Source organism: Desulfovibrio biadhensis (assembly GCF_055388615.1).
On sequence record NZ_AP042477.1, the window covers coordinates 3,962,619 to 3,984,510 of the forward strand.

The window sequence follows — 21,892 nt, forward strand, 5'->3', positions numbered from 1 at the left end:
GTTCGTATTTATGCTTGGCCTCTTGTTCATAATGGCTGGCAGCATGTATTTCTTTTTTGAGAAAAATGCAGATTCCGCTTTTTATGACAGGGAGAGCACCGCTGCATCAAATGTCCTGCGGCTGGTTATGGGAGACATCAGCCATTATTATCGCAACAAAGTTTCCTATAAGATTGAAACGCTGGTCAGAAAACGCGAACTGATGCGGGAAGCGGTAAGGCTTGCCAGCTCTGAACTTGCCACCCTGTATAGTTTGAGTCGGCAAGGTTCCCTTACTGAAGTTGAAGCCATGGCTGCTGCGAAAAAATCATTACGCTATGAGAGTTATGGCGAGAATGGGCGTTTTTTTGTTTTCAACACCAACCTGATGGGCTTTGTACATCCCGAAAGAAAATGGGAAGGACGAACCTGGAGCGGATTCATGAACCTGAAAGGTCGCGACGCACTGGAAGAGGCCGTTCAGGTGGTGCAGGAAAAAGGTGAAGAATTCACGGTCATGCACTGGACTGCCCCGTGTGATAGTAAGGATGCAAAAAATCTAGCTTATTTCGCGTATTTTCAACCTTGGGACTGGGTTGTTGGTACCACCATGTGTCTAGATAGCATCGAAAAAGATGTTCAGAACATGGAGGCTGGTTTTGTTGAGCATTTGCAGGAGTTCATCACCACGGCTGCGCACGAGTTGGATGGTAGTCTCGCAATTCTGGGGGGAGATGGGGAAATCATCGCCGCCTCTTCATTCAATGGAAAACAAGTAGAGGGCGACGCAGAAGACACATCTTGGGTGCGGCAACTCAGAAATAGTAAGAAGACGGCTCCTTCAGATTCCCGTTCATTGTTGCAACTCTCCACCAGTGGTGGTGAGGAGGAATTTGCGGTTTTTTCAGACGAGTTCAAGGCCCTGGATTGGACTGTCTATTATGTTGTTTCCAAGGATACCTTGTTGCAACCTGCCCGTAAGCTCATGCTTGGGCAGCTGAAACTTTTGGCGGTGATCTTCTTTGCAGCCATGGTTCTTCTGTATTTTCTTGTACGTCGTTCGACAATTCCTCTCACTGTACTGGCAGAGTACGCCAGAGAGTTGCCCGAACATGATTTTAGGGCAGACGCCAGCACCATGGAGAATGTGCAGTACATAGCCGATTCGAAAAAAGACGAAACAGGGCAATTGGCTGAAGCCTTCGCCGCCATGCAAAGCAGACTTGATGGGCATTTGGCCGATTTGACGCGTATTTCTGCTGAGAAGGAGGCCTATGCCAAACAGTTGAAGGATGCCAATGAGACACTGGAACGGCGCGTCAACGAACGTACCCGGGCGCTGCATCATGCAAATCTCGAGCTTCTTGGAGAAATAGAGGAGCGCAGGGCGGTATCCAAGACACTTGGTGAGCGCAATGTTCTGTTGCAAGGGCTGTTTGATAATGCTCCGCTGTTGATTTGGCTCAAGGATGCGGCAGGGCGGATGATTCTGGTAAACAACAGGTTCAAGGAGTTTTTTCAGGTTGATGGAGAGCAATTGAAAGGATCTACCCTTGAAGCTGTTCTGGACGGCGAATTGGCCACTTTTGCCGCCAGAGATGAGGACGTCCTGAAGAGCAGGATTCCCAGGACAATAGAAGAACGCCTGCAGCTTGAAAAAGGCGGGGTGGTGTTGATTTCCACCAGATTCCCGTTGGTAAGTGATTCAGGCAGCGTATTCGCAACGTGTGGCGTGGCATTAGACGTTACCGAAACAAGGTTGCTTGAGGCTGAAGCCATGCGGGCTGCCCACCTTGCCTCTTTGGGCGAGCTCGCGGCCATCGTGGCCCACGAAATCAACAACCCCGTGAACGGAATCATCAATCTGGCAGATATTATGATTGATGCTCCTGAAGAGACTGAAAATACGACAAAATTTTCTCGTCTGATTGTACAGGAAGGGGAGCGCATATCCCACATAGTTAACAGTCTGCTTTCCTATGTTCGCGATAAAAAGGTGGAATTTGGGCCTGTGGATGCCATGGTCCTGCTTGAAGAAGTTTTATTGCTCAACAATTTGCAATTCATGAAGCAGAATGTTCGCCTGGAAATGACGCCACCTGCAGCGCCCCTTACCATAAAAGGACGTCCTCAAGAGTTGAAGCAGGTCTTTTTGAATATAATAGGTAATGCTCGTGACGCCCTCGAAGAGAAGTATCCTGGCGCCCATGAGGACAAGATTTTGCAGATTGTGGTGGAACAGGCGGAAGGGGATAGGGCGCGTATTTCCGTCATTGATCAGGGCCCTGGCATTCAGGAGCAGGACCTGACAAAGGTGTGTGACTCCTTTTTTACCACTAAAGGTGAATCAAAGGGCACGGGTCTGGGGCTTTATATCAGCAACAGGATAGTGAAACAGCACGAGGGCGAGATTTCAATTTCCAGCGAATATGGGAAATACACGCGTGTTGATGTTTTGCTGCCGCTATGGCAGGGGGGAAAAAAGGATAAACAATAGAAACAGGGGCGAAGCCATGGAAGCCGCGCCCCTGTTTTATGGGGTTACTGTGTTTGTTCGGGCTTTGCATAGCTTGTAGGGCCGTTTTCATAGCCCACAGCTTTTAGCCACCAGTCAGGGTAAAACAGTGGTTGCGCCAGGTTGCCCGGTTCGTTGTAATACCCATCGTTATAGGTAATATAAAGGTCTTCTGATAGTTTCCACCACCCTTGCAGCACCTGGTCTGCGAGCTTCTTCTCTTGGTCCAGAAGCATTGTTCGTGCACCTTTCTGGTCGCCATTGTTCCATAACTCCAATGCGCTGGCTTCCAGCTGCGGCTGCTCCGCAAAGAAACGGGTTTCGAACTGTTGCTGCTTTTCCTTTATATCCTTGATCATATAGCTATATTTCAGCATGGCATAGTTGGCCACATAGTTGAAAGCTGTCCACATGCTGCCCTTGTCGAACACAAAGGGATTTCCTTTCTGCAAACTGGTGGGGAGTTCTCCCGCGCCAGCATAAAACGGCATCAGGACACTTGTAGCGGGGCGGTCCGCTCCAAACCAGACTACGCCGCCAATTGCATCGGGCAAGGAAGCACGCGCCTGGCAGACGTAAGCGTAAATACATCTGTAAATATTAAGAGGGCGCTCGAATGCGCCTTTGACACCGGGGCCTTTTTCCTGGGCCATGGTGGCTTCCGCACCGCCTTCAAAGCGGTTGGGGTCATGGAAAGGTCCGGCGGCCATACCCTTGGTCAGGTCGAATTCCGTGCCTTCGTAATTATCGCGGTGGATGCGCATTACGTCTTCCACACCCATCTTATTGTCGGGCTTTATGGAAAAAGGGTAGGCCTTTGTGAAAGCGCCCTCTACCCAGGCCGAAAAGTTGCGGGAAGGGGCGGCAAGGGAAAAAGCGCGCCAAACTCTGCGCAAAGAATAATACGGGTGGTGGAATTCCCCATCACCATACACTTCTGCCCAATCGAGAGGGCCATCTTCAGGTTTCCACCACCCCTTTTTATGGGCAACATCGAAAATGTTCGGCGAATACAGCATGTCGTCAGCGCCCTTGCGCACATCGCGGATACGAAACTGATTAGCCGCAACAAAAATGTGGTCGTCTGGCACGCGCTGCGCCACCCAAACGCCATCTGTGCCGTTCATGTCATAGCCGCACATTTCCATCACCCAGGCTTCTTTGGGATCAGCGACCAGCAGCGTCTCACCGGTGCCGTAATAGCCATACTTCATAATCAGATCGCCCATGAGGGCTATTGCCTCACGTGCTGTTTTGCAGCGCTCCAGGGCGACACGAGAAAGTTCGTCTGAATAAAAGATGCGTTTGCCCTGCTCTGGTTCAGGATGGACCTTGGCTTTGTCGGTACATTCGCCCAGGATCAACTGATGCTCATTCATCACGCCATAGTTTCCGTCAAAATAAGCATACGTATGGGCTACCTGAGGTATATATCCCAATGGGATGCTGGCAGGCATCTTGTCGCCGGCATCATAATACGGGCTGCGCTCCTTGATGTTCAGACGTGTACCGGTTTCAGCGCCGAAGCGTGCTTCGTACCCCAGCGCGCATTCGGAAAAATAGACAGCACGCTTTTCGCCAGGCGCATGATCCTTGGCAGGGACATAGACAAGTCGGGGGTCGTGCAGGCCATCCTCAGAGTGGCTGGCCATAACGGAGCCGTCAATTGAAGCGTCTTTACCCACTAACGTTGTGGTGCATGTGAGGGCAGTGGTGCAAAGTGCGGCGAAAACAATCACAGTGAGTAGTGGTACGGCGTGTCGCATCCTTTTCTCCTTCGCATCAAATTGGAGTTGCAGACCCTTTGCCAGAGGCATTGAAGAGGAATCTCTCCACAAAAATAATGGAGATAAGCATCTTTTTCATCAATAATTTTAGTCCTTTTTGGGTTTGTTTGGCAAGTGTGGATATCAACTTGTTTTGTGTTCGCTTTAGTTGTTTGTGTGGGTAAAATATAAAAACCTTCCTTGTAAGGGCAGTGGCCATAAGCGTGGGCAGGAGCGTGGAGCTGGAAAATAATGACGTATAAAATGAGGTCAGGAAATAAAAGGAAGCAAGTGAATTCTGGATTAATAATACAAACCATTATCCATGTCCTGAGTCGAAATGCGCATAGTTGGAAAATGGATAGAAGACTATCAGATGCGACTGTTTTTTAGATGCAACAAGGATTTTCGGCAAAAAATGGAAAATAGTGAAATCTGAACGCAAAAAATACAGAAACAGCGCCTTGCAAATAAGTCTGAGCGCTGATTCCTTTGGGTATGTTTTGTTTTAACGCTTGTTTCTAATGAATTGCTATTGTCATTGCCAATCTCGTGCTGAGGCGAGCCATTTATCAAGTGCCTGGAGGTGCGTGCGATGATCAAACGTTTGTTCATGGTGTTGTGATAGCCCTTACCTTTGTGGCGGTTGCCAATGCTACCACTCTGGATTTCAACAACTTGGTGACGTATTCTTAGCAACATTCCACCGGCTCGGTCGTAGTGCTTGGCGGTTGGAGTGAAGTTCAGTTTATGAACAACGTTTGGAAAGCCAATCCATTGCTTACCACAGTTGGGGCTAATACCATCCTGCAGTTTTCCTACATGAGCTCGAGTACTCCAGAAATATCGGAAATTGGCTTTGATACTGACGCTGCATTCGACAACAATGAAGAAAAATTTTTCATTACCTGGGCACCCAAGACTGAAAACTCATGCTCTAAATTATTCCGATACGGGCAATTACGTTACCTACACCATAGATCTAGGGGCATATTTTGCTCAGGGAACATCGTTCAACTATTTTGTTTTTGTTAATGATGACGGTGCCGAACCAAATCAAGACCCTTGTGATGGCAGCAATAGTTACTTCAAGGCTGTTTCTGTTACACCCATTCCTGGCGCCTTGTGGCTCCTGAGGGCCGGCATTTTCGGATTGCTCGGTGTGTGGCGTTTCAGGGTGAAGAAAAACTGATTCTTGTTCCAGGTTTTTCAGAACTACAGAAAAACCCGCTGTTGAGCTGTTTTTTTCATTTTCTATCGTTACAACGCTTTAATTTCCCTTTTTACAATTCCGGAAAAAATGGACTTTGACGTTTTCTCCTGGCAGATGCGCAGCTTTTTTTAAAAAAAATAGGCTAACCTTTGGAAATGGAGAGGTGGCATTTTTTTTGCTATAAAAGTTGCGTTTGTTCAACCTTTATACCACAAATCGGGGGCAGTGATGACTAAACGAGTACTGGCGACCATTGCGGTTGTCGCCTTTTTGCTGACAACATCAACCGTCAATGCAACGACGTATCTCGATTTTACCGGCAATTTGTCCATTTATTCAGGACAACCTTCCTCCGGTTCCTACAATGTCTTGGGGGGTGGTACCGAAGTCGAGCTGATCAACAACATTTGGACTTCCTACTACCTGCCGCTGACTGTCGGTGAAGAAACCATTCTGACTTTTTCGTACAAAAGCTCTGAGATTCCTGAAATCGCAGGCATAGGTTTTGATTACGACAATTCCTTCTCAAATACTTCGAATAACTTTTTCATTACCTGGGGTACTCAGGCCTGGGGCACCAACCAGTTGAACTACACGGACACAGGCAACTATACCACGTATAGTATTGACCTTACTGCTGCTTTAGGCGCCGGCAGCACTTTCAATTATCTGGTTCTTCTCAATGATGACGATGGAAACGCCGGTGGTGATGGTGTCAGCAACAGCTACTTCAAGGCTGTTTCCGTCACTCCAATACCTGGCGCCCTCTGGCTCTTGGGGTCAGGACTGTTGGGCCTGGTCGGTACGCGGAAGGTTTTTCGTAAATAAGAAGGCGAACCGGAGCTGATACTTTATGAAAAAATGAGCGGTAAACCTTTGGTTCGCCGCTTTTTTTTTGGGGGAGGTGAGGTGCTTTGTTGTGAATAGTGCTGGAGCCAGCTTTTTTGGGGGCAACAGCACCTGAAGCCAGTCCTAGTTTGTAATATCCTAGCTATTGGTTTCAGGGGAAAGCCACAACATAAGCCGTTCAATTGTTTTTTTGCAAAGCAACTTTCAATCTGTTCGGGGGGTCTTTATGTTGATGTACAAGCAGTTGCAGGCCAAAACAGTTTTTCTTCTGGCTCTTTTTCTTTTGGTTGCCTCACTCGGAGTAGAGCAGGCAAACGCTGCAGCAGACAGTTTTTTCTCCACTGACCGTTTTGGATACACAGGTGTTGTCAAACGCTATGGCAGCTTGTCAGACGCGCAAAACGGAACAAACCAAGTGGGAACTGACATCGCCATTGGTAATCGTGACTTGGCTATCGATATTTCCACAGGTAACTACAACGTTATCATGGGCTCGTGGTGGTACTCCACTGAAGGCTCACAGGGATATGGCAACACAACCGGGAATTCCGGAAGAGGTTTCTTGCAGCTCTATGATAGCAACTCCATAACTGATACCTCGACGGCCATGTCCTTTTCAAATTTCGATGGAACGTATTGGACTGATTTCAACCTGGATATTACAGGCGAAAACGCTACGTACGACAATTCCTACGCACGCTTCTGGATCGACTATCAGGGGGGTGGGGCAGATAAGGTCAGTTATTACAACTACCATCTCAGCCTTACGGCTGGCGGCCTCCAGGGGGTGGAAACATCACAGGGCGTTATTGAATCCTTTGTGCACCCCACCAGCGTAACGGGAAGTTTTACAGGACTTTTTGAAAACGTAAGCACCACGTATCCTGAGAATAATGGTTTCTACACCTTTGAGCTTGCTCTGAACATGACCAACTGGGCCTGGGATAACAGGGAAGATCTCAATCCCGACGCATTTTCTCCGAGCTATGCTGCAGTCACGCCGATTCCTGGCGCTGTTTGGTTGCTTGGGTCCGGCCTGCTCGGTATCATCGGTATACGCAGACGGCGCAAGTAGTGGCGTCGTAACATAATACTGCATACAAACGTATAAAGGGCGCCGTAAAGGGCGCCCCAGCTCATTGACAAACCCCGCTTTTTGCAAAGTGGGGTTTGTTTTTATGAACCGATTTCTTTTCAGGCCGCTGCCAGCTGGGATGTTGGCTCGATCGGCCCCAATCGAACGAGACAGAGAGACTGAGGAAGAAAGTACAGGCATTTGGGCTGCAAATATTTGTATGACAGCCCCAAAGGGGCCAGCAGCAAGGCCATTTTCTTCATGTTTTGACATGTGGCGGAAAGCAGGCTTTGAACCTGGACCTTAGCCAGGCCGCAGAACCGAGCATAGCGATGCCCGTGCAGTTGTTTGGCGTCGGCAAAGCTGCGCTCTACGGTCTCTTTCCGGCGAGCATAGATTCTTTTTCCGAATTCCGTGAGCCGGTGCGCATCCACCGTATCCACGTATTTCCGCCACACATGGCGTGTCACTGTTTTCTTGCAATTCCGGTTTGTTGTGCACTCCTTCAGTAACGGACAGCGGCGGCAAATCTTTGGTAACGAGTCATAGAGACGATATCCTTCGCGGTTGGTGGTGGAGTAGTGAAGCTCCTGGCCTTCGGGGCAAAGATAGCAGTCCTTGTCCGGCAGGTATTCAAAGGCGCGTTTGGGGAGCATCCCTTTGCGACGAGTGGGACGACGATAGCCAATGACACCATAAATATGCTTTTCTTCCAGCGTCTTGCAAATGTGTGAGGTGAAATATCCTGCATCGAGGCCGACGTGCTTCACAGCAAAGCCGAAGCGGTTGATTTGTCGGTCCAGCCGATCGAGATAGGGCATGCTGTCATGCACCGAGGCCGGAGTTACGTAACTGTCGGTGATAATGTTGTGTCGGCTGTCCACAGTGCGATGATCCAAGTAAAAGAAGCCCTTAGGCTTGCCCTCGCGTACCATGTACCCGCTGTCCGGATCGGTTGTGCTCTGCTTGATCCGCTTGGACCCCGCTTCGCGGTTGTCCTGCTTCAGCGGTTTCTTTCCATGCCTGCGCCTGTCTTCCTCCACGGCGTCTTCAAGTTCGCCCAAGTATGACTTCGTGCTTTGGGCAACGAGCTTTTCCGTAAATTTATGCTTGTTGGCGTTGGCTTTCAGGTGGGTGGAATCGGTGTAAAGCGTGTGTCCGCCGACAAGCCTCTTTTTCATGGCCTGGAACACTATACCGTCAAAAATGTCCTGGGCAACGCTGGTGTCGTTAAATCTGCGCCGCCGGTTTTGGCTGATGGTGCTGGCGTCGGGCACTTTGTCCTGCAATCCCAGGCCAAGGAACCAGCGATAGGCAACATTGACCTGGATTTCCTTGACAAGCTGACGCTCGCTGCGGATGCCAAACAGATAGCCGATGAATAGCATTTTGAAGAGCACCACCGGTTCAATGGCCGGACGGCCATTGCCCTCGCAATACAAATCCTTGGTGAGCTCATGAATAAAGGAGAAATCAATAACCTTGGCAATTTTGCGAAGCAGATGATTCATGGGGACAAGTTCGTTGATCGAAACAAACTCCATTTTCACCTGCTGATTTTTGGGCGGCTTTAGCATGAAGATAGTATAAGAAAACCCTCGCCGATTGGCGAGGGTTTGTCAGCATTCTGGGGCGCCGTAAAGGGCGCCCTTTTCATGTGGTAGCAAATGCCCCAGAACGTGCAGGCAAAGGGGGGCTTCTCAGCTATTTTTTCAGTGCACGTTTGGCGGCGACGTGTTTGCGCAGCCAGCCGTACCAGTCTTCAAGGCCATCACCCGTGCGGCAAGAGACGCGGATGAGGTCCAGGTCTTTGTTCATGGCGCGGGCGTATTTTTCCGCGGTGTCCAGATCAAAGTCCACGTAGGGGAGGAGATCAACCTTGTTCAGGACCATGACCTTGGATTCGGCGAAGAGCAGTGGATATTTTTCAGGCTTGTCGTCCCCCTCGGTCACAGAAAGCAGGGCAACTTTGCAGTCTTCCCCCACTTCGAATTCCACAGGGCAGACAAGGTTGCCGACATTTTCGATGAAGAGAATGTCCAGCCCCTCGAGGTCCAGGCTGGAAAGGGCGTCGAGCACCATGCCGCTGTCCAGGTGGCAGCCGCCTTGGGTGTTGATCTGGACTGCCTTGGCGCCGGTTGCGGCAACCCGGCGAGCGTCGTTGTCGGTCATGAGGTCGCCCTCTATGACCGCCATCTTGAACTCGTCTTTGAGGTCTGTGAGCGTGCGTTCGAGCAAGCTGGTCTTGCCGGCGCCCGGCGAGCTGATGAGGTTGGGCACGAAGATGCCGTGGGATGCGAAAAGAGTTTCAAGCTGTTTCGCGATACGGTCGTTGGCTTCCAATATGTCGCGTACGACTGGGATTTCCATGGCTGCTCCTGCCTCTAGGGGCGAATGCTTGTGTAACGCCCTTTTTGGTGGTTTGTGTGAATACCTGGCTATTCCGCTTCGAGATGGTCGAGGTAGAGTTCCTTGCCGCTCAAGACTTTATGCCCGAATTCTTCACCGCATTTGGGGCAAGGGTGAATAACGAGCTGTATTTCCTCCGGCTCGAATTCGTGCCCGCATTCGCTACACGCAAGCCGCAGGGGAACTTCCTCCAATTCGAGCTTCGCGCCTTCAAGGGGGGTTTCTTTGGTCAGCACTTCCCAGGCAAAGTAGAGTGAATCCGGAACGATTTGGGAAAGCGCACCGTGTTTGACACGGACCAGCACCAGCTTTGTGGCCTGGTGCTTCTCCATTTCCTGACGGATGATGTCCAGCAGGCTGGTGGCGATTGACATTTCATGCATGGGCAGGCTGATAGCAGGAAACCCGTGCCATCGTAAAGGGAAACTGGAACGGAAAGGACATATGAAGTTCGAACAATATGATGTTTGCTGTACAGAAAGTTCCGTTGGGAGAAGCCCTTGCACACAAAGGGTGGCTGGTGTAAGAGCGCAACAGCGTTTTGGCAAGGTGGCCTTTCCTAATTTGTCAAAAAGCCAGGGCTACCGCAAAAGGTGCCAGGCTTAGCCAGATGGGAAGGTGTTTGTTTTTTTTTGGACAAACTCAAAAAAAAAACGTATAGCAAAGTGCCGTTTCGGTAGGGCAGAGGTGCCGTCAACGGTTGTGACGTGAGGGAGAAAAATCAAGAAAATGAGCTTGTTAGGCATCTTGCGCGAAAAACGCGACGAGCTGAAAGAGCAGTGGCTCCAGGCCATATTCCGTACGTACCCCCTGGATACTGTCGGCTTTATGCGCCGTCAGCATGACCAGTTTGAAAACCCGATTTATCATCGCTCCAAAGAGGCAGTGAACACCTTGGTGGATATGCTGCTGGAGGACGACGGTCTCGATACCGTAGCTGTGAAACCTTGGGTTGAAGAGATAGTCAGGGTACGGGCGGTGCAGGATTTCACTCCTGCTCGCGGCGTTGGCGTTATGTTTTTGATCAAAGGTCTGGTCCGTAAACAGTTGGAAAAACAGCTCGGCGATGTCGCCTTGCTGCGTGAACTGTTGCAATTCGAGTCGAAAATCGATAGCTTGGCGCTGATTTCATTCGATATATACTCCCAGTGCAAACAAGAGCTGTTCGAGCTTCGTGTGCGCGAAGTGAAGAACAGTCAGGCCAGTCTTTTACGGCGGGCTAGGTTGGTCCTCGATACGTCGGCAGAGGAACCGGACCCCACTAACCCATGACAGCCTAGAGGAAGCGAGGTATCGGCATGGCATTTTTCATTTCCTTACTGGTCGTCTGCGCATTGGGGTACGTAGGGTACCTCGGTGCTCAGCTTGGCTACCAGTCACTGTTTGGAATAGTTATTCCTTACGTGGCTGTAGCCGTTTTTGTAGTAGGATTCATATACAGAATCCTTGATTGGGCTCGTTCGCCGGTGCCCTTCTCAATTCCGACTACGGGCGGACAGCAGAAGAGCTTCTCCTGGATCAAGTCGAACCCAATCGACAACCCTACGAATAAGGGCTGGACCGTTGTGCGTATGCTCACCGAAGTGTTGTTGTTCCGCTCTTTGTTCCGGAACACCAAAACTTCGATCAAGCCTGGTCCCCGGGTGATTTATCCCCAGACGATCTGGCTGTGGCTTTTCGCACTGATTTTCCACTACTCTTTTCTGATCGTAGTGGTGCGCCACTTCAGGTTTTTCATTGAGCCCACCCCCTTCTTCGTGACTGTGCTTGAAGCCTTTGATGGTATGATGCAGATTGGTGTGCCTCGGTTGTATATGTCCGGTGTCCTCCTCGCTGTGGGCGCTGCGCTTTTACTGAGCCGCCGCATCTTTCTGGACAAGGTCCGCTACATTTCGCTCTTGTCCGACTACTTCCCGCTGCTTCTTATCATCGGCATCGCGATGACGGGCATCTGGATGCGCTACATCGGCAAAACCGACATCCCTTCGGTGAAGGTTCTGACCATGGGGTTGGTCACCTTGTCTCCGTCGATTCCAGAAGGGATCACGCCCATCTTCTTCATGCACTTGTTCCTGGTCAGCGTTTTGCTGATCTATTTCCCGTTCAGCAAACTGATGCACATGGGTGGTGTTTTCATGAGCCCGACCCGGAACCTGCCTAACGACTCGCGCATCAGGCACTACGAGAACCCCTGGAATCCGCCCAAGAAATACCACACGTATGCGGCGTACGAGGACGACTTCAGGGAGCTCATGGTCGAGGCTGGACTCCCGGTTGACAAAATGCCGGACGAAACTGCCGGGCAGGAAGAGCCCGCAGCGGAAGAATAAGGAGTCACCATGGCCAAAGTAATTACTCCAGAAGAACTTCTTAAGTTCAACTACGGGATGCCCCAGGGACACTGGATGGATTCCAAGCCAGAGTTCCGTGATGGTAACTTCTGCTATCCGGCCAAGCCGGATGTGCTCAAGGACCTTGGTTTCCCGAACCCCCGCGAATGGTCCCCCAAGGACGAAGATTGGAAGCTTCCTGAGAACTGGAAGGAAATCGTCTTCAACGGGTTTCGCGAACGTCTTGACAAGTACCGCTCACTGAAGATTTTTATGGACGTCTGCGTGCGCTGCGGTGCTTGCGCTGACAAATGCCACTTCTTCATTGGCGGCGGCGACCCCAAAAACATGCCGGTGCTGCGTGCTGAGCTTCTGCGCTCTGTCTACCGCAACGACTTCACCACCTTCGGCAAGATATGGGGCAAGCTGAATGGTTCGCGCAAGCTGACCATCGATGTCATTAAAGAATGGTTCTACTACTTCTACCAGTGCACGGAATGTCGTCGCTGCTCGCTGTTCTGCCCCTACGGCATTGACACCTGCGAAGTGACGATGATCGCGCGTGAGCTGCTGCAGCTTCTGGGCATCAACATCAACTGGATGATGGAGCCTGTAAGGAACTGTAACCGCACCGGTAACCACTTGGGCATTCAGCCCCACGCCTTCAAGGAAATCGTCGAATTCATGTGCGATGACATTGAAGAAGTGACCGGTATCAAGATCAATCCTCCCTTCAACGAGAAGGGGCACGAAGTTCTGTTCATCACGCCTTCGGGTGACGTTTTCGCCGACCCCGGAATCTACACCTTTATGGGCTACCTGATGCTCTTCCATGAGATCGGGCTGGACTATACGCTTTCGACCTACGCTTCTGAAGGCGGCAACTTCGGGCTCTTCACCTCCCACGAGATGATGAAGAAGCTCAACGCCAAGATGTACGCCGAAGCAGAGCGCCTGGACGTCAAGTGGATTCTGGGTGGTGAGTGCGGACACATGTGGCGCGTCATCAACCAGTACATGGAGACCCACAACGGGCCTACGCCTCCTAACATGGTGACTCCGTACAACCCGCTGACCGGCACGAAGTTCGAGAACGCGGCTGCCACCAAGATGGTGCACATCGCCGAATTCACGGCTGACCTGATCAAGCACAACAAACTGCGCCTTGACCCCAGCCGTAACGATCATCTCGTGACGACCTTCCATGACTCCTGCAACCCTGCTCGCGGTATGGGGCTGCTTGAGGAGCCACGCTACGTGCTTAAAAACGTGTGCAACAACTTCCATGAGATGCCCATCAACACCATTCGCGAGCAGACCTTCTGCTGCGCGGGCGGTTCGGGACTGAACACGGACGAGATCATGGAAATTCGCATGCGCGGCGGATTGCCGCGCGGTAATGCGCTGAAATATGTCCAGGACAAGCATGGTGTTAACACCATGACCTGCATTTGCGCCATCGACCGCGCCACTCTGCCGCCGCTGGCCAACTACTGGGCGCCGGGTGTGAACGTCACCGGTCTGCATGAGCTCGTGGGCAACGCTCTGGTTATGAAGGGCGAAAAGAAGCGCACCATGGACCTCAGGCAGGAGGACCTGCCCGGAATGGAGGATGAATAATGTATAACAGCAAGTACGTCATCACGGGGATCGTGATCTTTGCGGTGCTGATGCTCGCCCCATTCCTGTACAACGTCCTCACGGGTAGCAGCTACTCTGAGCCGGAATTGAAACTCCCCAAGGACCAGAAGGAGTGCATCGAGTCCACGGAGTTCATGCGCAAGGAGCATATGCAGCTCCTGAACGACTGGCGTGACATGGTCGTACGCGAAGGAAAGCGAGTGTACGTAGCCAGCAACGGCAAAGAGTGGAACATCAGCCTGCAGAACACCTGCATGAAGTGCCACACCAACAAGGCTGAGTTTTGTGACAAATGTCATGACGCAACCAGCGTCTCGCCTTATTGTTGGACCTGCCATCTCGATCCGGAGGGGTTAAAATAATGAAAAAGAGCAGAAGAGACTTTCTTAGGTTTGCCGGTCTGTCTGCCCTTGGGATCGGGGCCGGGCCAGTGCTTGATATCGCTGGCAAGGGGCTGCCTCTGGCCCACGCAGAAGAGCAGCAACCTGAGTACCAGGAAACTGAAAACGGACTCCACGCCACCCATTGGGGCATGGTGATTTTCACCAAGCAATTTGAAGGTCCTGAAGATTTTCAGGTCTGCATTGATGCTTGCCATGATTATCATAACGTACCGAGCATCCCGACTAATCAGGATGTGAAGTGGCTCTGGACTGACAGCTTCGAGCATACCTTTCCTGAGCACCCCAATGAATTCCTGCCGGAAGATGTCGAGCATCACGACTTCCTGTTGCTCTGCAACCATTGCGAAAATCCTCCGTGCGTTCGGGTTTGCCCCACCAAGGCAACCTTCAAGCGTGAATCCGATGGTATCGTCATTATGGACATGCACCGTTGTATCGGATGCCGCTTCTGTATGGCCGCTTGTCCTTATGGTTCGCGTAGCTTCAACTTTGGCGACCCCAGGCCGTACCTCAAGCATGTCAATCCCGAGTATCCTACACGGATGCGGGGCGTCGTCGAAAAGTGCAACTTCTGCGCTGAACGCCTTGCAAAAGGGCAAATGCCCGCCTGTGTCGAAGCCTCGGAAGGCAAGATTCTGTTCGGCGATCTCGATGATCCCGGTTCGGAAGTACGTGCCGCGCTGCGTGATAATTTCTCCATTCGTAGAAAACCCGCACTGGGAACGCAGCCCAGTGTGTACTACATTATTTAAAGATTACGAGGGTAAGCCATGCTTGAAAAAGCTATCAAAGGACCACCGAGCTACTGGATTTGGCTTCTCTTTCTCGGCGGCATTGCCTCTGTCGGCGTCATCGCATACTGCTTCCAGCTGTACTTCGGCTTGAAGCTCACAGGTATGAGCAGGGATGTGTCCTGGGGATTTTACATCGCCCAGTTCACCTACCTGGTCGGTGTCGCCGCCTCGGCCGTTATGCTGGTGCTGCCGTACTACTTTCACCACTACAAGCCGTTCAAAAAGATGATCATCCTTGGCGAGTTCATGGCCATTGGCGCCGTCTCCATGTGTCTGCTGTTCATCATTGTTGACCTTGGTCAACCGCAGCGCGCCATGAACGTGATTTTCCACTCCACGCCTGGGTCTATCCTCTTCTGGGATATGATCGTTCTTAACGGATACCTGTTCATCAACCTCATAGTAGGGTGGACCACGCTGCATTCCGAGCGTTTTGAAGTCGACCCTCCCAAATGGGTCAAGTTCTTCGTTGTGCTTTCCATCTTCTGGGCATTCAGCATCCACACCGTGACGGCCTTTCTGTACGCTGGTATTCCCGGCCGCCACTACTGGCTCACTGCGATCATGGCCGCTCGCTTTCTGGCTTCGGCTTTCTGCTCCGGTCCCGCCATCCTGTTGCTGCTGGGCTTCCTGCTGAAGCGCATCGCAAACTTCGATCCGGGCAAGGAAGCTATCAGGTCGCTGTCCAAGATCATTGCCTACGCCATGGCCTTGAACGTATTCTTCTTTGTTCTTGAATTGTTCACGGCTTTCTACTCTAATATTCCCGGACATATGCATTCGATCGTCTACCTCTTTTCCGGGATACACGGGCATGAGCAGTGGGTGCCTTTTATGTGGACCGCTGCTGTGCTGGCCATTCTTTCGCTGGCGCTGCTGCTGCCCCCCAAACTTCGTGACAACCACAACCTGCTTCCCTGGTCGCTTATTATCCTGGTGCTGGCTACCTGGATCGACAAGGGCATCGGCCTCCTGGTCGGTGGTTTCACGCCCAACATGTTTGATGGTGTGACCGAATACGTTCCGTCTATTACCGAGATTGCCATCGGCTTAGGCATCTACGCCATTGGCGCCATCATCGTGACAGTGCTGTGGAAGATAGCCATTGATGTCAAACGCGAGGTTGGCCACGCATAATAAAACATTCCGGATTTGAGCGAAGCTTTACTTGTCGCTCATGATTCTGGGTGTGCACGTAAAAGTAAGCCCCCCGTCTTTTGTGAAAAGGCGGGGGGCTTTTTTTTCAGGTATTCACGCAGACCGTTGTTTGGTTAGGAGCCACTTTATTATAGGAATATCAGAATTGTCAGAATGCCATCTGACAGCAGAATGTGCCCAACTCTTGGATAGTAATTTATATATGCTACGTTGAGGATGTGGCAAAAATGCAACTCATTCATGCCAGGAGGAATTATTTACGTTGTCTTTTGCTGTCGCCGTTTAGTAATCAAGGTTATGAATCCTTCAATCTGCTTGCCATGGCTGTATGCAAGCCCTGCAATGTGCATTTATACAATTGGAGCCTGTATTAAATGCTATTTTAATTCGCTATTCAGTTTTTACAATATTGATTATTCACGCATGTCTTTGCAGGGGTAATTTCTTTGTTGCCACATTATGAAACATGAGAGAGCTTGTGTTCCACAAATAGCCGGCATGAGCTTTATAAATACATCAAGACGGCCCCTAGGGCTATCCGAAGCCATTTGACATGGAGTAGATTTCTATGATTTCACAGCGCTCATAAGGGATTTTCATTGGTTTTGAAGTTTGTGTTTTGAAAAAATAAAAGATATGAAAAGTGCAGTTTTTGTGGTTGCCGTATGTGGTGGCTGTTGCATCAGGTTCATTCTGATGCTGTTCATGGATTGTTACGTAGTATGTTTTTTTGAAGTCATTGGTATTATTTGCATTTTGCAAATCTTCACTTCAACACCAGGATGTAATTGTTGTGATACTGATGGCCCGAGTATTCTGAATTCACTGGTATCTCGAGGGCTGTAGGGGGGAAGTAAAACACAAGGCATCCAGAACCCACTGGAGCTGAACATGCGTAGGGAAGGTGCGACTTCAGGGAATGCCAAAAATTCCCGCAGTTCCTTCTATGCCCGACTGCCATACGGCGTAAAACTGGGCATTCTCATTTCCGGCGTCGTAATCCTGTCTATTGTCAGCCTGACTTCGTTGAACCTTGTCCAAGTGACAGGGTCGTTGGAAGATGTGGGCAAGCGCAGCATCAAGTCTAGTGCCATATCGCTTGCCGACTCAATTTTCATCCAGCGAAACATGAGCCGAAGGCAGCTTGACGCTTCATTGCAATACGCCAGGAAACTTCTTTTGAGCGGCACGATTCTGGCTTCGCGCAAGACTGATCAGGTATCTGTCTTTGATCCCGAAACGAACAATGAAGAAACCCGCGAATTGCAACGGATTTATTCCAGTGGCGACCAATTGGGCCAAGGGGAGAATCTGGAAGAGGTTGTTGCGCGATTTGGGGGATTTTGCGCCATCTATCAGTATGACAAGGGTGACCTTGTTCCTTTGAAGCGGGTTGCAGCCGAAGGGGAAGAACTTCCCGAAATCATTCCCTATATTTCCGCTGGCTCTGATCAGGCTGCTTCCATGCTTGAGAGTACGGAGATTCACAAAGAAGATATCGGCGGCGTCCGCTATCTGGTTGGCTACCACGCTTTCAGGCTTGCTCAGACTGACGAGTATGCCGGTGTCATTGCGGTAGGGCGCCCCTTGCTTTCGCAAGACATTGCATCGCTTATCGAGTCTTCAACCATTGAAGGCCAGGGATTCACCTTACTTCTGGATCAAAACGGCAGCGTCCTCGCCACGTCCGCCGGCGCACCTTCGCTGGACGGTTCCATTCTCAAGGATATCGTCGCGCAAAAGGATTCTTTTCATTCCTTCAAGGTGGGAGGGGATAATGATACCATCTTTGGGAAGTTTTTTGAGCCCTGGCAGTGGCACATCGTTGTTGGCATGAGCTCCGATAATATGCTGCAAGGTGCAGATACCAAGTTTTACCAGGTTAACCTCATTGCTTGCGCCGTACTGCTGTTACTTGCTGGTCTGGCGTTGTGGTTTATCATGCGGGTTTCCTCCGGTCCTCTCAAGAAAATCAATTCCTTTGCCAGTGAGGTTGCATCCGGAAATTACGGTGCAAGTCTCGAATATTGTGCAAATGATGTGATCGGCGAGACAATCGGGGGTGTTTGCTCCATGGTTGGCGACCTGAAAACCAAGCTGGGCTTCAGCAATGGCTTGCTCATGGGGCTTACACAACCATGCATTGTGGTTGATACTGAAGAGGAAGTCACATTTATCAATCAGGAATACCTTGACCTTTTTGGCTTCCCAGGGGCGCCGGATGACTATGCGGAGAAGAAGCTGAACGAAGTCTTCAAAAACAACTCCAGCAACACGGTTTCTATGGGGCAAACAATGAGCGATGGCGTTAGTCATCGTGACCAGGAAGTTGAGTTGAACACCCAGGATGGGCGCGAACTGTTCATTCGATTTGACATGGCGCCCCTCTATGACTTGGATAAAAACCTTATTGGCGGCTTTTTGCTGATAACTGATCTGACCAGGGCCCGTGAGAACCAGCGACTCATCGAGACCAAGAACCAGGCCATTGAGGCCAGCGCAGATAAGGCAAATCAGATCAGCCAACAGATGCTGCGCGCCCGAGATGAGCTTGCAACCAACGTTTCCGTCTCCATCAGCGGTTCGGAAAAGCAGAAGGACCGTACGGCGCAAACTGCCGTTGCCATGGAACAGATGAATGAAACGGTTCGTGAAGTTGCCCAAAATGCTGCCTCGCTTTCCTCATCTGCTGACGAATCCATGGCCAAGGCCCATGAAGGCGCACAGATTGTTGATTCGCTCATAAAGCGCATTGGCGATAGTGAAGATCAGGCCAATTCCCTCGTTCAGAACATGAATGAACTGGGCAACCAGGCGGAAGGTATCGGCAGGATCATCAACGTTATTAATGACATCGCCGATCAGACCAACCTGCTGGCGCTCAATGCGGCCATTGAGGCGGCCCGTGCAGGAGAAGCCGGTCGCGGGTTTGCCGTGGTGGCCGACGAGGTGCGCAAGCTTGCGGAAAAAACCATGAGTGCAACCAATGAGGTTGATTCGTTCATCCGCTCCATTCAGGACAGCATACAAGCCAATGTTGGGGGCGTTCGCAGTACCGTTACCAGCATGAGTGAATCCGCGGAACTGGCGCGTCAGTCCGGCTCCGTTTTGGATAAGATTGTTTCCAGTGTTGAAGAAACCACCGAAAAGATTCGCTCTATTGCAACCGCGGCGGAAGAGCAATCGGCAACAACACAGGAGATCACTGCTTCTGCTGATGCAGTGCAACGTATAGCCAATGAAACCGCTCAGGCCATGACGCTCTCAGAAAAGGCGCTGGAAGGTATGTCGGAAGTTATTACGGAGCTGGCTGAAGTTATTGAAGATATGCGTAGCTGAAAACACGTGCATATAGTGTGATTTAAACGCCGGTCCTGGAGCACAGGGCCGGCGTTTTTTGTGTTCACTTTGTCGTTACTTTGCGTCGCGCCGTCTCCACCCAAAGGATTTCACGTATGATGGATTCGGTAACATCTGATGTCCGCAATTCCTCCGGCAGCACGCTCCACGTGTAGGTCTCCACTTCAAGGGGGGTTGCTGCATCGAACAGAGGCAGAACCTTTTGCAAAAAAGGCTGTGTGGTGCGGCATTCCGGAAGTTTTTCGAGAAAGACAGGCAAGTGAAAATGGACCCGCCATTCTTTGGCATCGCAACTGGATTCAAAGGCCTTGGGCAGGTCGTCGAAGCGTAGCAGCCCTGCCTCTGCATGCGCCACGGACTGGTGCAGGTAGGTGCCTTCGTCAAAACGCTGCAACATGGAGATGCAGTCTTCGTCCAAATGCAGGGCGGAAGATACTTGCACGTGGCCGATGGTGATACCGGCGTTTTGCAAGCGCGATAGGGATACTTCAGGATCTTCGAACTGCAAGGCCTGGTGACAGCAATCATAACAACAGGCAAGGTGTTGGCGTACGGCAGGGGGCGCATCCAGCCTCTCGAAGAACGCAATCAACTCCTCGGTCGTCTCCAGTTGGCAACCTGGCTCCGGTTCAATGGACAGGTGGATAAAGGCCCCAGTTTCTTCATATAAATGCTGCAGATGGGAAAGGGCGGTAAGAAAATGATTTTTGACGCTAGCAAAATCCTTGTTGGAAAGTGACTTGCCAAAAGCAACGGGAACCGTGGAAATGGAACCATGCATTTCAGGAGGCAACCATCCTGCCAGCAAATCCCCAAGCCGCCGCGTATATGCCAAGCGCTCAGGATCGCGCCAATCCGGGAGGTAGACCTGCTCCTTGACGGGGACGCCGTGGAAGGTTCCATAGGGAAAACCGTTCAGTGTCACCACGTAAAGCCCCTTGTCCTGTAGCCACTCCCTGAACCGTTCAGCCTCCACATCCGAAATTTCTTTACATGCCTGCCCCGATAGCCGCAGCCCCACAGGGAAGGGAGCGTCCGGACTACAGGCGTGTTTGACGCGCAGGGTGAAGCGCTTCAGATTCTTCCAGGTAGCTGCCCAGCTCTCTGCAGGGTGGATGTTTGTACAGTAGGTTACCGGGTGGGTAAAATTGGAGCTACTCATGGCTTTTTCACCAGTTTTGCCGCACGCTCCAGCAGTTCTATTTTGGCAGAAAGCATGCGCTCCATATCGATGCTGTTGACCTCTACCTTGCTGCCGATTTTCTGCAGCAGTGTGACGTGTAAAATTCCTCCGAGATGTTCGCGAAAGGCTTGCAGCGCGTCTTCCATTACGCTGCGTTCCATGGCTTCAAAGGCAGGGTGGGTCAGGGGGAGGCCGGTTGCCGCCAAGGTTTCGATAATCATGGTAAGCTCGTGCTCAGGCAACATGCCAGCGCGGGTGGAGTATATGCTATCCAGGGCAATGCCTATGGATACGGCCTCTCCATGGCGCAGGGCGCCGTCGCTTAATTCTTCCAGGGCATGGGCGAGCCAGTGCCCAAAATCCAGAGGTCTAGCAGAGCCCAGTTCAAAAGGATCCCCGGAAGTCGCTATGTGCTCCAGATGTGCAATGGCGCATTCTTCCAATACTGGCTCGACAGCGGGGAATTCCAGGCGTCCCAGCTCTTCTTTGTGCGCATGGATGCGGAGAAAAGCTTCGCGATCACGCACGAGCGCAACTTTTATGGCTTCTGAGAGCCCTGCACGAAGGTCTCGTGGGGCGAGCCCTTGCAGCAAGGCGTAGTCATTCAGCACGGCAAATGGAGGCGCAAAGACTCCCCAGAAATTTTTACGACTAAAAAGGTTGATGCCATTTTTGACGCCAACTCCCGCATCACACTGCGCCAAGCTGGTGGAGGGCATGCGGATTAAGCGAACGCCTCTATGGGCAGTGGCAGCGGCAAATCCTACAGCATCGAGAACCGCCCCACCTCCAAGAGCGAGAATAAAAGACTGACGACAGAGTTTATGACGCCAGACGGTCTCGAGCACCTGCATCACGACCTTATCATTGGTCTTGGCCTGTTCTCCTCCCTGAACGATAAAAGGAGGAGCAACAAGTTGCATTACTTCGGCGTGCGCCGTTGCATAGGCGCTAAAGTCGTCTGTAAGGGAGGGGAAGGCGGATGCTGCTCCATTATCAATGAAAACAGCTACCCTGTATGGCATGGCGCCACAAATGGATGCCTGAGGGAGCGATGACGAAGCAGTGGCAGGGCTTGCAGTGGCACCGGCCAAGACGTTTGCCAGCAAAGGATTGTCCGGAGCTAGCAGATGCCGTCCGAACAGTACGGGAAAATCATAGGAGATGGATACTCGCTGGTCAAAACGCGTTGCAGTACTTGGAAACTGTTTCATCC

The 21,892-nt window shown here is 51.2% G+C and carries 17 protein-coding genes; 11 read left to right on the forward strand and 6 right to left on the reverse strand.

Annotated features, from left to right (window positions below):
* Positions 1 to 43 precede the first annotated feature (43 nt).
* A complete protein-coding gene (locus ACZ5EH_RS17185; RefSeq protein ID WP_464275105.1) occupies positions 44 to 2,476 on the forward strand; it encodes a cache domain-containing protein in 2,433 nt (810 codons plus the stop codon).
* A gap of 44 nt (positions 2,477 to 2,520) precedes the next feature.
* Here the strand turns inward: ACZ5EH_RS17185 and ACZ5EH_RS17190 are convergent, their stop codons facing one another.
* The gene (locus ACZ5EH_RS17190) at positions 2,521 to 4,260 is read right to left on the reverse strand and encodes a dipeptidase (protein ID WP_464275106.1); all 1,740 of its coding nucleotides are present in this window, start codon (positions 4,258 to 4,260) and stop codon (positions 2,521 to 2,523) included.
* Positions 4,261 to 5,119: 859 nt separating this feature from the next.
* Between ACZ5EH_RS17190 and ACZ5EH_RS17195 the strand changes: the two genes are divergently transcribed.
* The 3 genes from ACZ5EH_RS17195 (at position 5,120) to ACZ5EH_RS17205 (ending at position 7,397) form a co-directional block, all read left to right on the forward strand.
* Positions 5,120 to 5,452: a hypothetical protein gene (locus tag ACZ5EH_RS17195; RefSeq protein ID WP_464275107.1), complete on the forward strand. Its 333-nt coding sequence runs from the start codon at positions 5,120 to 5,122 to the stop codon at positions 5,450 to 5,452.
* Positions 5,453 to 5,701: 249 nt separating this feature from the next.
* Positions 5,702 to 6,301: a hypothetical protein gene (locus ACZ5EH_RS17200; RefSeq protein ID WP_464275108.1), complete on the forward strand. Its 600-nt coding sequence runs from the start codon at positions 5,702 to 5,704 to the stop codon at positions 6,299 to 6,301.
* 247 nt (positions 6,302 to 6,548) lie between these two features.
* On the forward strand, positions 6,549 to 7,397 hold the full coding sequence (locus ACZ5EH_RS17205; RefSeq protein ID WP_464275109.1) for a VPLPA-CTERM sorting domain-containing protein: 849 nt from the start codon (positions 6,549 to 6,551) through the stop codon (positions 7,395 to 7,397).
* A 119-nt stretch (positions 7,398 to 7,516) separates the two neighbouring features.
* On the opposite strand, the gene ACZ5EH_RS17210 is transcribed toward ACZ5EH_RS17205, so the two are convergent.
* From ACZ5EH_RS17210 to hypA, 3 genes are all read right to left on the reverse strand, one after another.
* On the reverse strand, positions 7,517 to 8,974 hold the full coding sequence (locus ACZ5EH_RS17210; RefSeq protein WP_464275110.1) for an IS1182 family transposase: 1,458 nt from the start codon (positions 8,972 to 8,974) through the stop codon (positions 7,517 to 7,519).
* 127 nt (positions 8,975 to 9,101) lie between these two features.
* Positions 9,102 to 9,767, reverse strand: coding sequence for a hydrogenase nickel incorporation protein HypB (gene hypB, locus ACZ5EH_RS17215; protein ID WP_464275111.1), 666 nt, complete (start codon positions 9,765 to 9,767; stop codon positions 9,102 to 9,104).
* 68 nt (positions 9,768 to 9,835) lie between these two features.
* Entirely contained in the window at positions 9,836 to 10,189 is a 354-nt protein-coding gene (gene hypA, locus ACZ5EH_RS17220; protein WP_464275112.1) for a hydrogenase maturation nickel metallochaperone HypA, read from the reverse strand.
* Between the two features lie 346 nt (positions 10,190 to 10,535).
* Here hypA and ACZ5EH_RS17225 point away from each other — a divergent pair, with 346 nt between their 5' ends.
* The 7 genes from ACZ5EH_RS17225 (at position 10,536) to ACZ5EH_RS17255 (ending at position 19,472) form a co-directional block, all read left to right on the forward strand.
* Entirely contained in the window at positions 10,536 to 11,078 is a 543-nt protein-coding gene (locus ACZ5EH_RS17225; protein WP_464275113.1) for an RsbRD N-terminal domain-containing protein, read from the forward strand.
* A 26-nt stretch (positions 11,079 to 11,104) separates the two neighbouring features.
* Positions 11,105 to 12,136 (forward strand): sulfate reduction electron transfer complex DsrMKJOP subunit DsrM, encoded by a 1,032-nt coding sequence (dsrM, locus tag ACZ5EH_RS17230; protein ID WP_464275114.1) that lies wholly within the window; start codon positions 11,105 to 11,107, stop codon positions 12,134 to 12,136.
* Positions 12,137 to 12,145: 9 nt separating this feature from the next.
* A complete protein-coding gene (dsrK, locus tag ACZ5EH_RS17235) occupies positions 12,146 to 13,756 on the forward strand; it encodes a sulfate reduction electron transfer complex DsrMKJOP subunit DsrK (RefSeq protein ID WP_464275115.1) in 1,611 nt (536 codons plus the stop codon).
* Entirely contained in the window at positions 13,756 to 14,139 is a 384-nt protein-coding gene (gene dsrJ, locus ACZ5EH_RS17240) for a sulfate reduction electron transfer complex DsrMKJOP subunit DsrJ (RefSeq protein ID WP_464275116.1), read from the forward strand. Before dsrK ends, dsrJ begins: the two co-directional genes overlap by 1 nt.
* Entirely contained in the window at positions 14,139 to 14,933 is a 795-nt protein-coding gene (gene dsrO / locus ACZ5EH_RS17245; protein ID WP_464275117.1) for a sulfate reduction electron transfer complex DsrMKJOP subunit DsrO, read from the forward strand. The genes dsrJ and dsrO overlap by 1 nt, the downstream gene beginning before the upstream one ends.
* 18 nt (positions 14,934 to 14,951) lie before the next feature.
* Positions 14,952 to 16,112, forward strand: a complete 1,161-nt coding sequence (dsrP, locus tag ACZ5EH_RS17250) for a sulfate reduction electron transfer complex DsrMKJOP subunit DsrP (protein ID WP_464275118.1) — start codon at positions 14,952 to 14,954, stop codon at positions 16,110 to 16,112.
* A 912-nt stretch (positions 16,113 to 17,024) separates the two neighbouring features.
* Positions 17,025 to 19,472, forward strand: coding sequence for a methyl-accepting chemotaxis protein (locus ACZ5EH_RS17255; protein WP_464275119.1), 2,448 nt, complete (start codon positions 17,025 to 17,027; stop codon positions 19,470 to 19,472).
* A gap of 64 nt (positions 19,473 to 19,536) precedes the next feature.
* Here the strand turns inward: ACZ5EH_RS17255 and eboE are convergent, their stop codons facing one another.
* Together eboE and ACZ5EH_RS17265 are read right to left on the reverse strand one after the other, a co-directional pair.
* Entirely contained in the window at positions 19,537 to 20,655 is a 1,119-nt protein-coding gene (gene eboE / locus ACZ5EH_RS17260) for a metabolite traffic protein EboE (protein WP_464275120.1), read from the reverse strand.
* Positions 20,652 to 21,890 (reverse strand): 3-dehydroquinate synthase, encoded by a 1,239-nt coding sequence (locus ACZ5EH_RS17265; protein ID WP_464275121.1) that lies wholly within the window; start codon positions 21,888 to 21,890, stop codon positions 20,652 to 20,654. The genes eboE and ACZ5EH_RS17265 overlap by 4 nt, the downstream gene beginning before the upstream one ends.
* Positions 21,891 to 21,892 lie beyond the last annotated feature (2 nt).

What these genes read in the sequence shown, in the direction of transcription:
- ACZ5EH_RS17225 (WP_464275113.1), top strand. Translation starts at nt 10,536, where the DNA reads ATGAGCTTGTTAGGCATCTTGCGCGAAAAACGCGACGAGCTGAAAGAG.
- dsrO (WP_464275117.1), top strand. Translation starts at nt 14,139, where the DNA reads ATGAAAAAGAGCAGAAGAGACTTTCTTAGGTTTGCCGGTCTGTCTGCC.
- ACZ5EH_RS17255 (WP_464275119.1), top strand. Translation starts at nt 17,025, where the DNA reads ATGCGTAGGGAAGGTGCGACTTCAGGGAATGCCAAAAATTCCCGCAGT.
- ACZ5EH_RS17210 (WP_464275110.1), bottom strand. Translation starts at nt 8,974, where the DNA reads ATGCTAAAGCCGCCCAAAAATCAGCAGGTGAAAATGGAGTTTGTTTCG.
- ACZ5EH_RS17265 (WP_464275121.1), bottom strand. Translation starts at nt 21,890, where the DNA reads ATGAAACAGTTTCCAAGTACTGCAACGCGTTTTGACCAGCGAGTATCC.
- eboE (WP_464275120.1), bottom strand. Translation starts at nt 20,655, where the DNA reads ATGAGTAGCTCCAATTTTACCCACCCGGTAACCTACTGTACAAACATC.
- ACZ5EH_RS17205 (WP_464275109.1), top strand. Translation starts at nt 6,549, where the DNA reads ATGTTGATGTACAAGCAGTTGCAGGCCAAAACAGTTTTTCTTCTGGCT.
- hypA (WP_464275112.1), bottom strand. Translation starts at nt 10,189, where the DNA reads ATGCATGAAATGTCAATCGCCACCAGCCTGCTGGACATCATCCGTCAG.
- dsrP (WP_464275118.1), top strand. Translation starts at nt 14,952, where the DNA reads ATGCTTGAAAAAGCTATCAAAGGACCACCGAGCTACTGGATTTGGCTT.
- ACZ5EH_RS17185 (WP_464275105.1), top strand. Translation starts at nt 44, where the DNA reads ATGTATTTCTTTTTTGAGAAAAATGCAGATTCCGCTTTTTATGACAGG.
- ACZ5EH_RS17200 (WP_464275108.1), top strand. Translation starts at nt 5,702, where the DNA reads ATGACTAAACGAGTACTGGCGACCATTGCGGTTGTCGCCTTTTTGCTG.
- dsrM (WP_464275114.1), top strand. Translation starts at nt 11,105, where the DNA reads ATGGCATTTTTCATTTCCTTACTGGTCGTCTGCGCATTGGGGTACGTA.
- hypB (WP_464275111.1), bottom strand. Translation starts at nt 9,767, where the DNA reads ATGGAAATCCCAGTCGTACGCGACATATTGGAAGCCAACGACCGTATC.
- dsrJ (WP_464275116.1), top strand. Translation starts at nt 13,756, where the DNA reads ATGTATAACAGCAAGTACGTCATCACGGGGATCGTGATCTTTGCGGTG.
- ACZ5EH_RS17190 (WP_464275106.1), bottom strand. Translation starts at nt 4,260, where the DNA reads ATGCGACACGCCGTACCACTACTCACTGTGATTGTTTTCGCCGCACTT.
- dsrK (WP_464275115.1), top strand. Translation starts at nt 12,146, where the DNA reads ATGGCCAAAGTAATTACTCCAGAAGAACTTCTTAAGTTCAACTACGGG.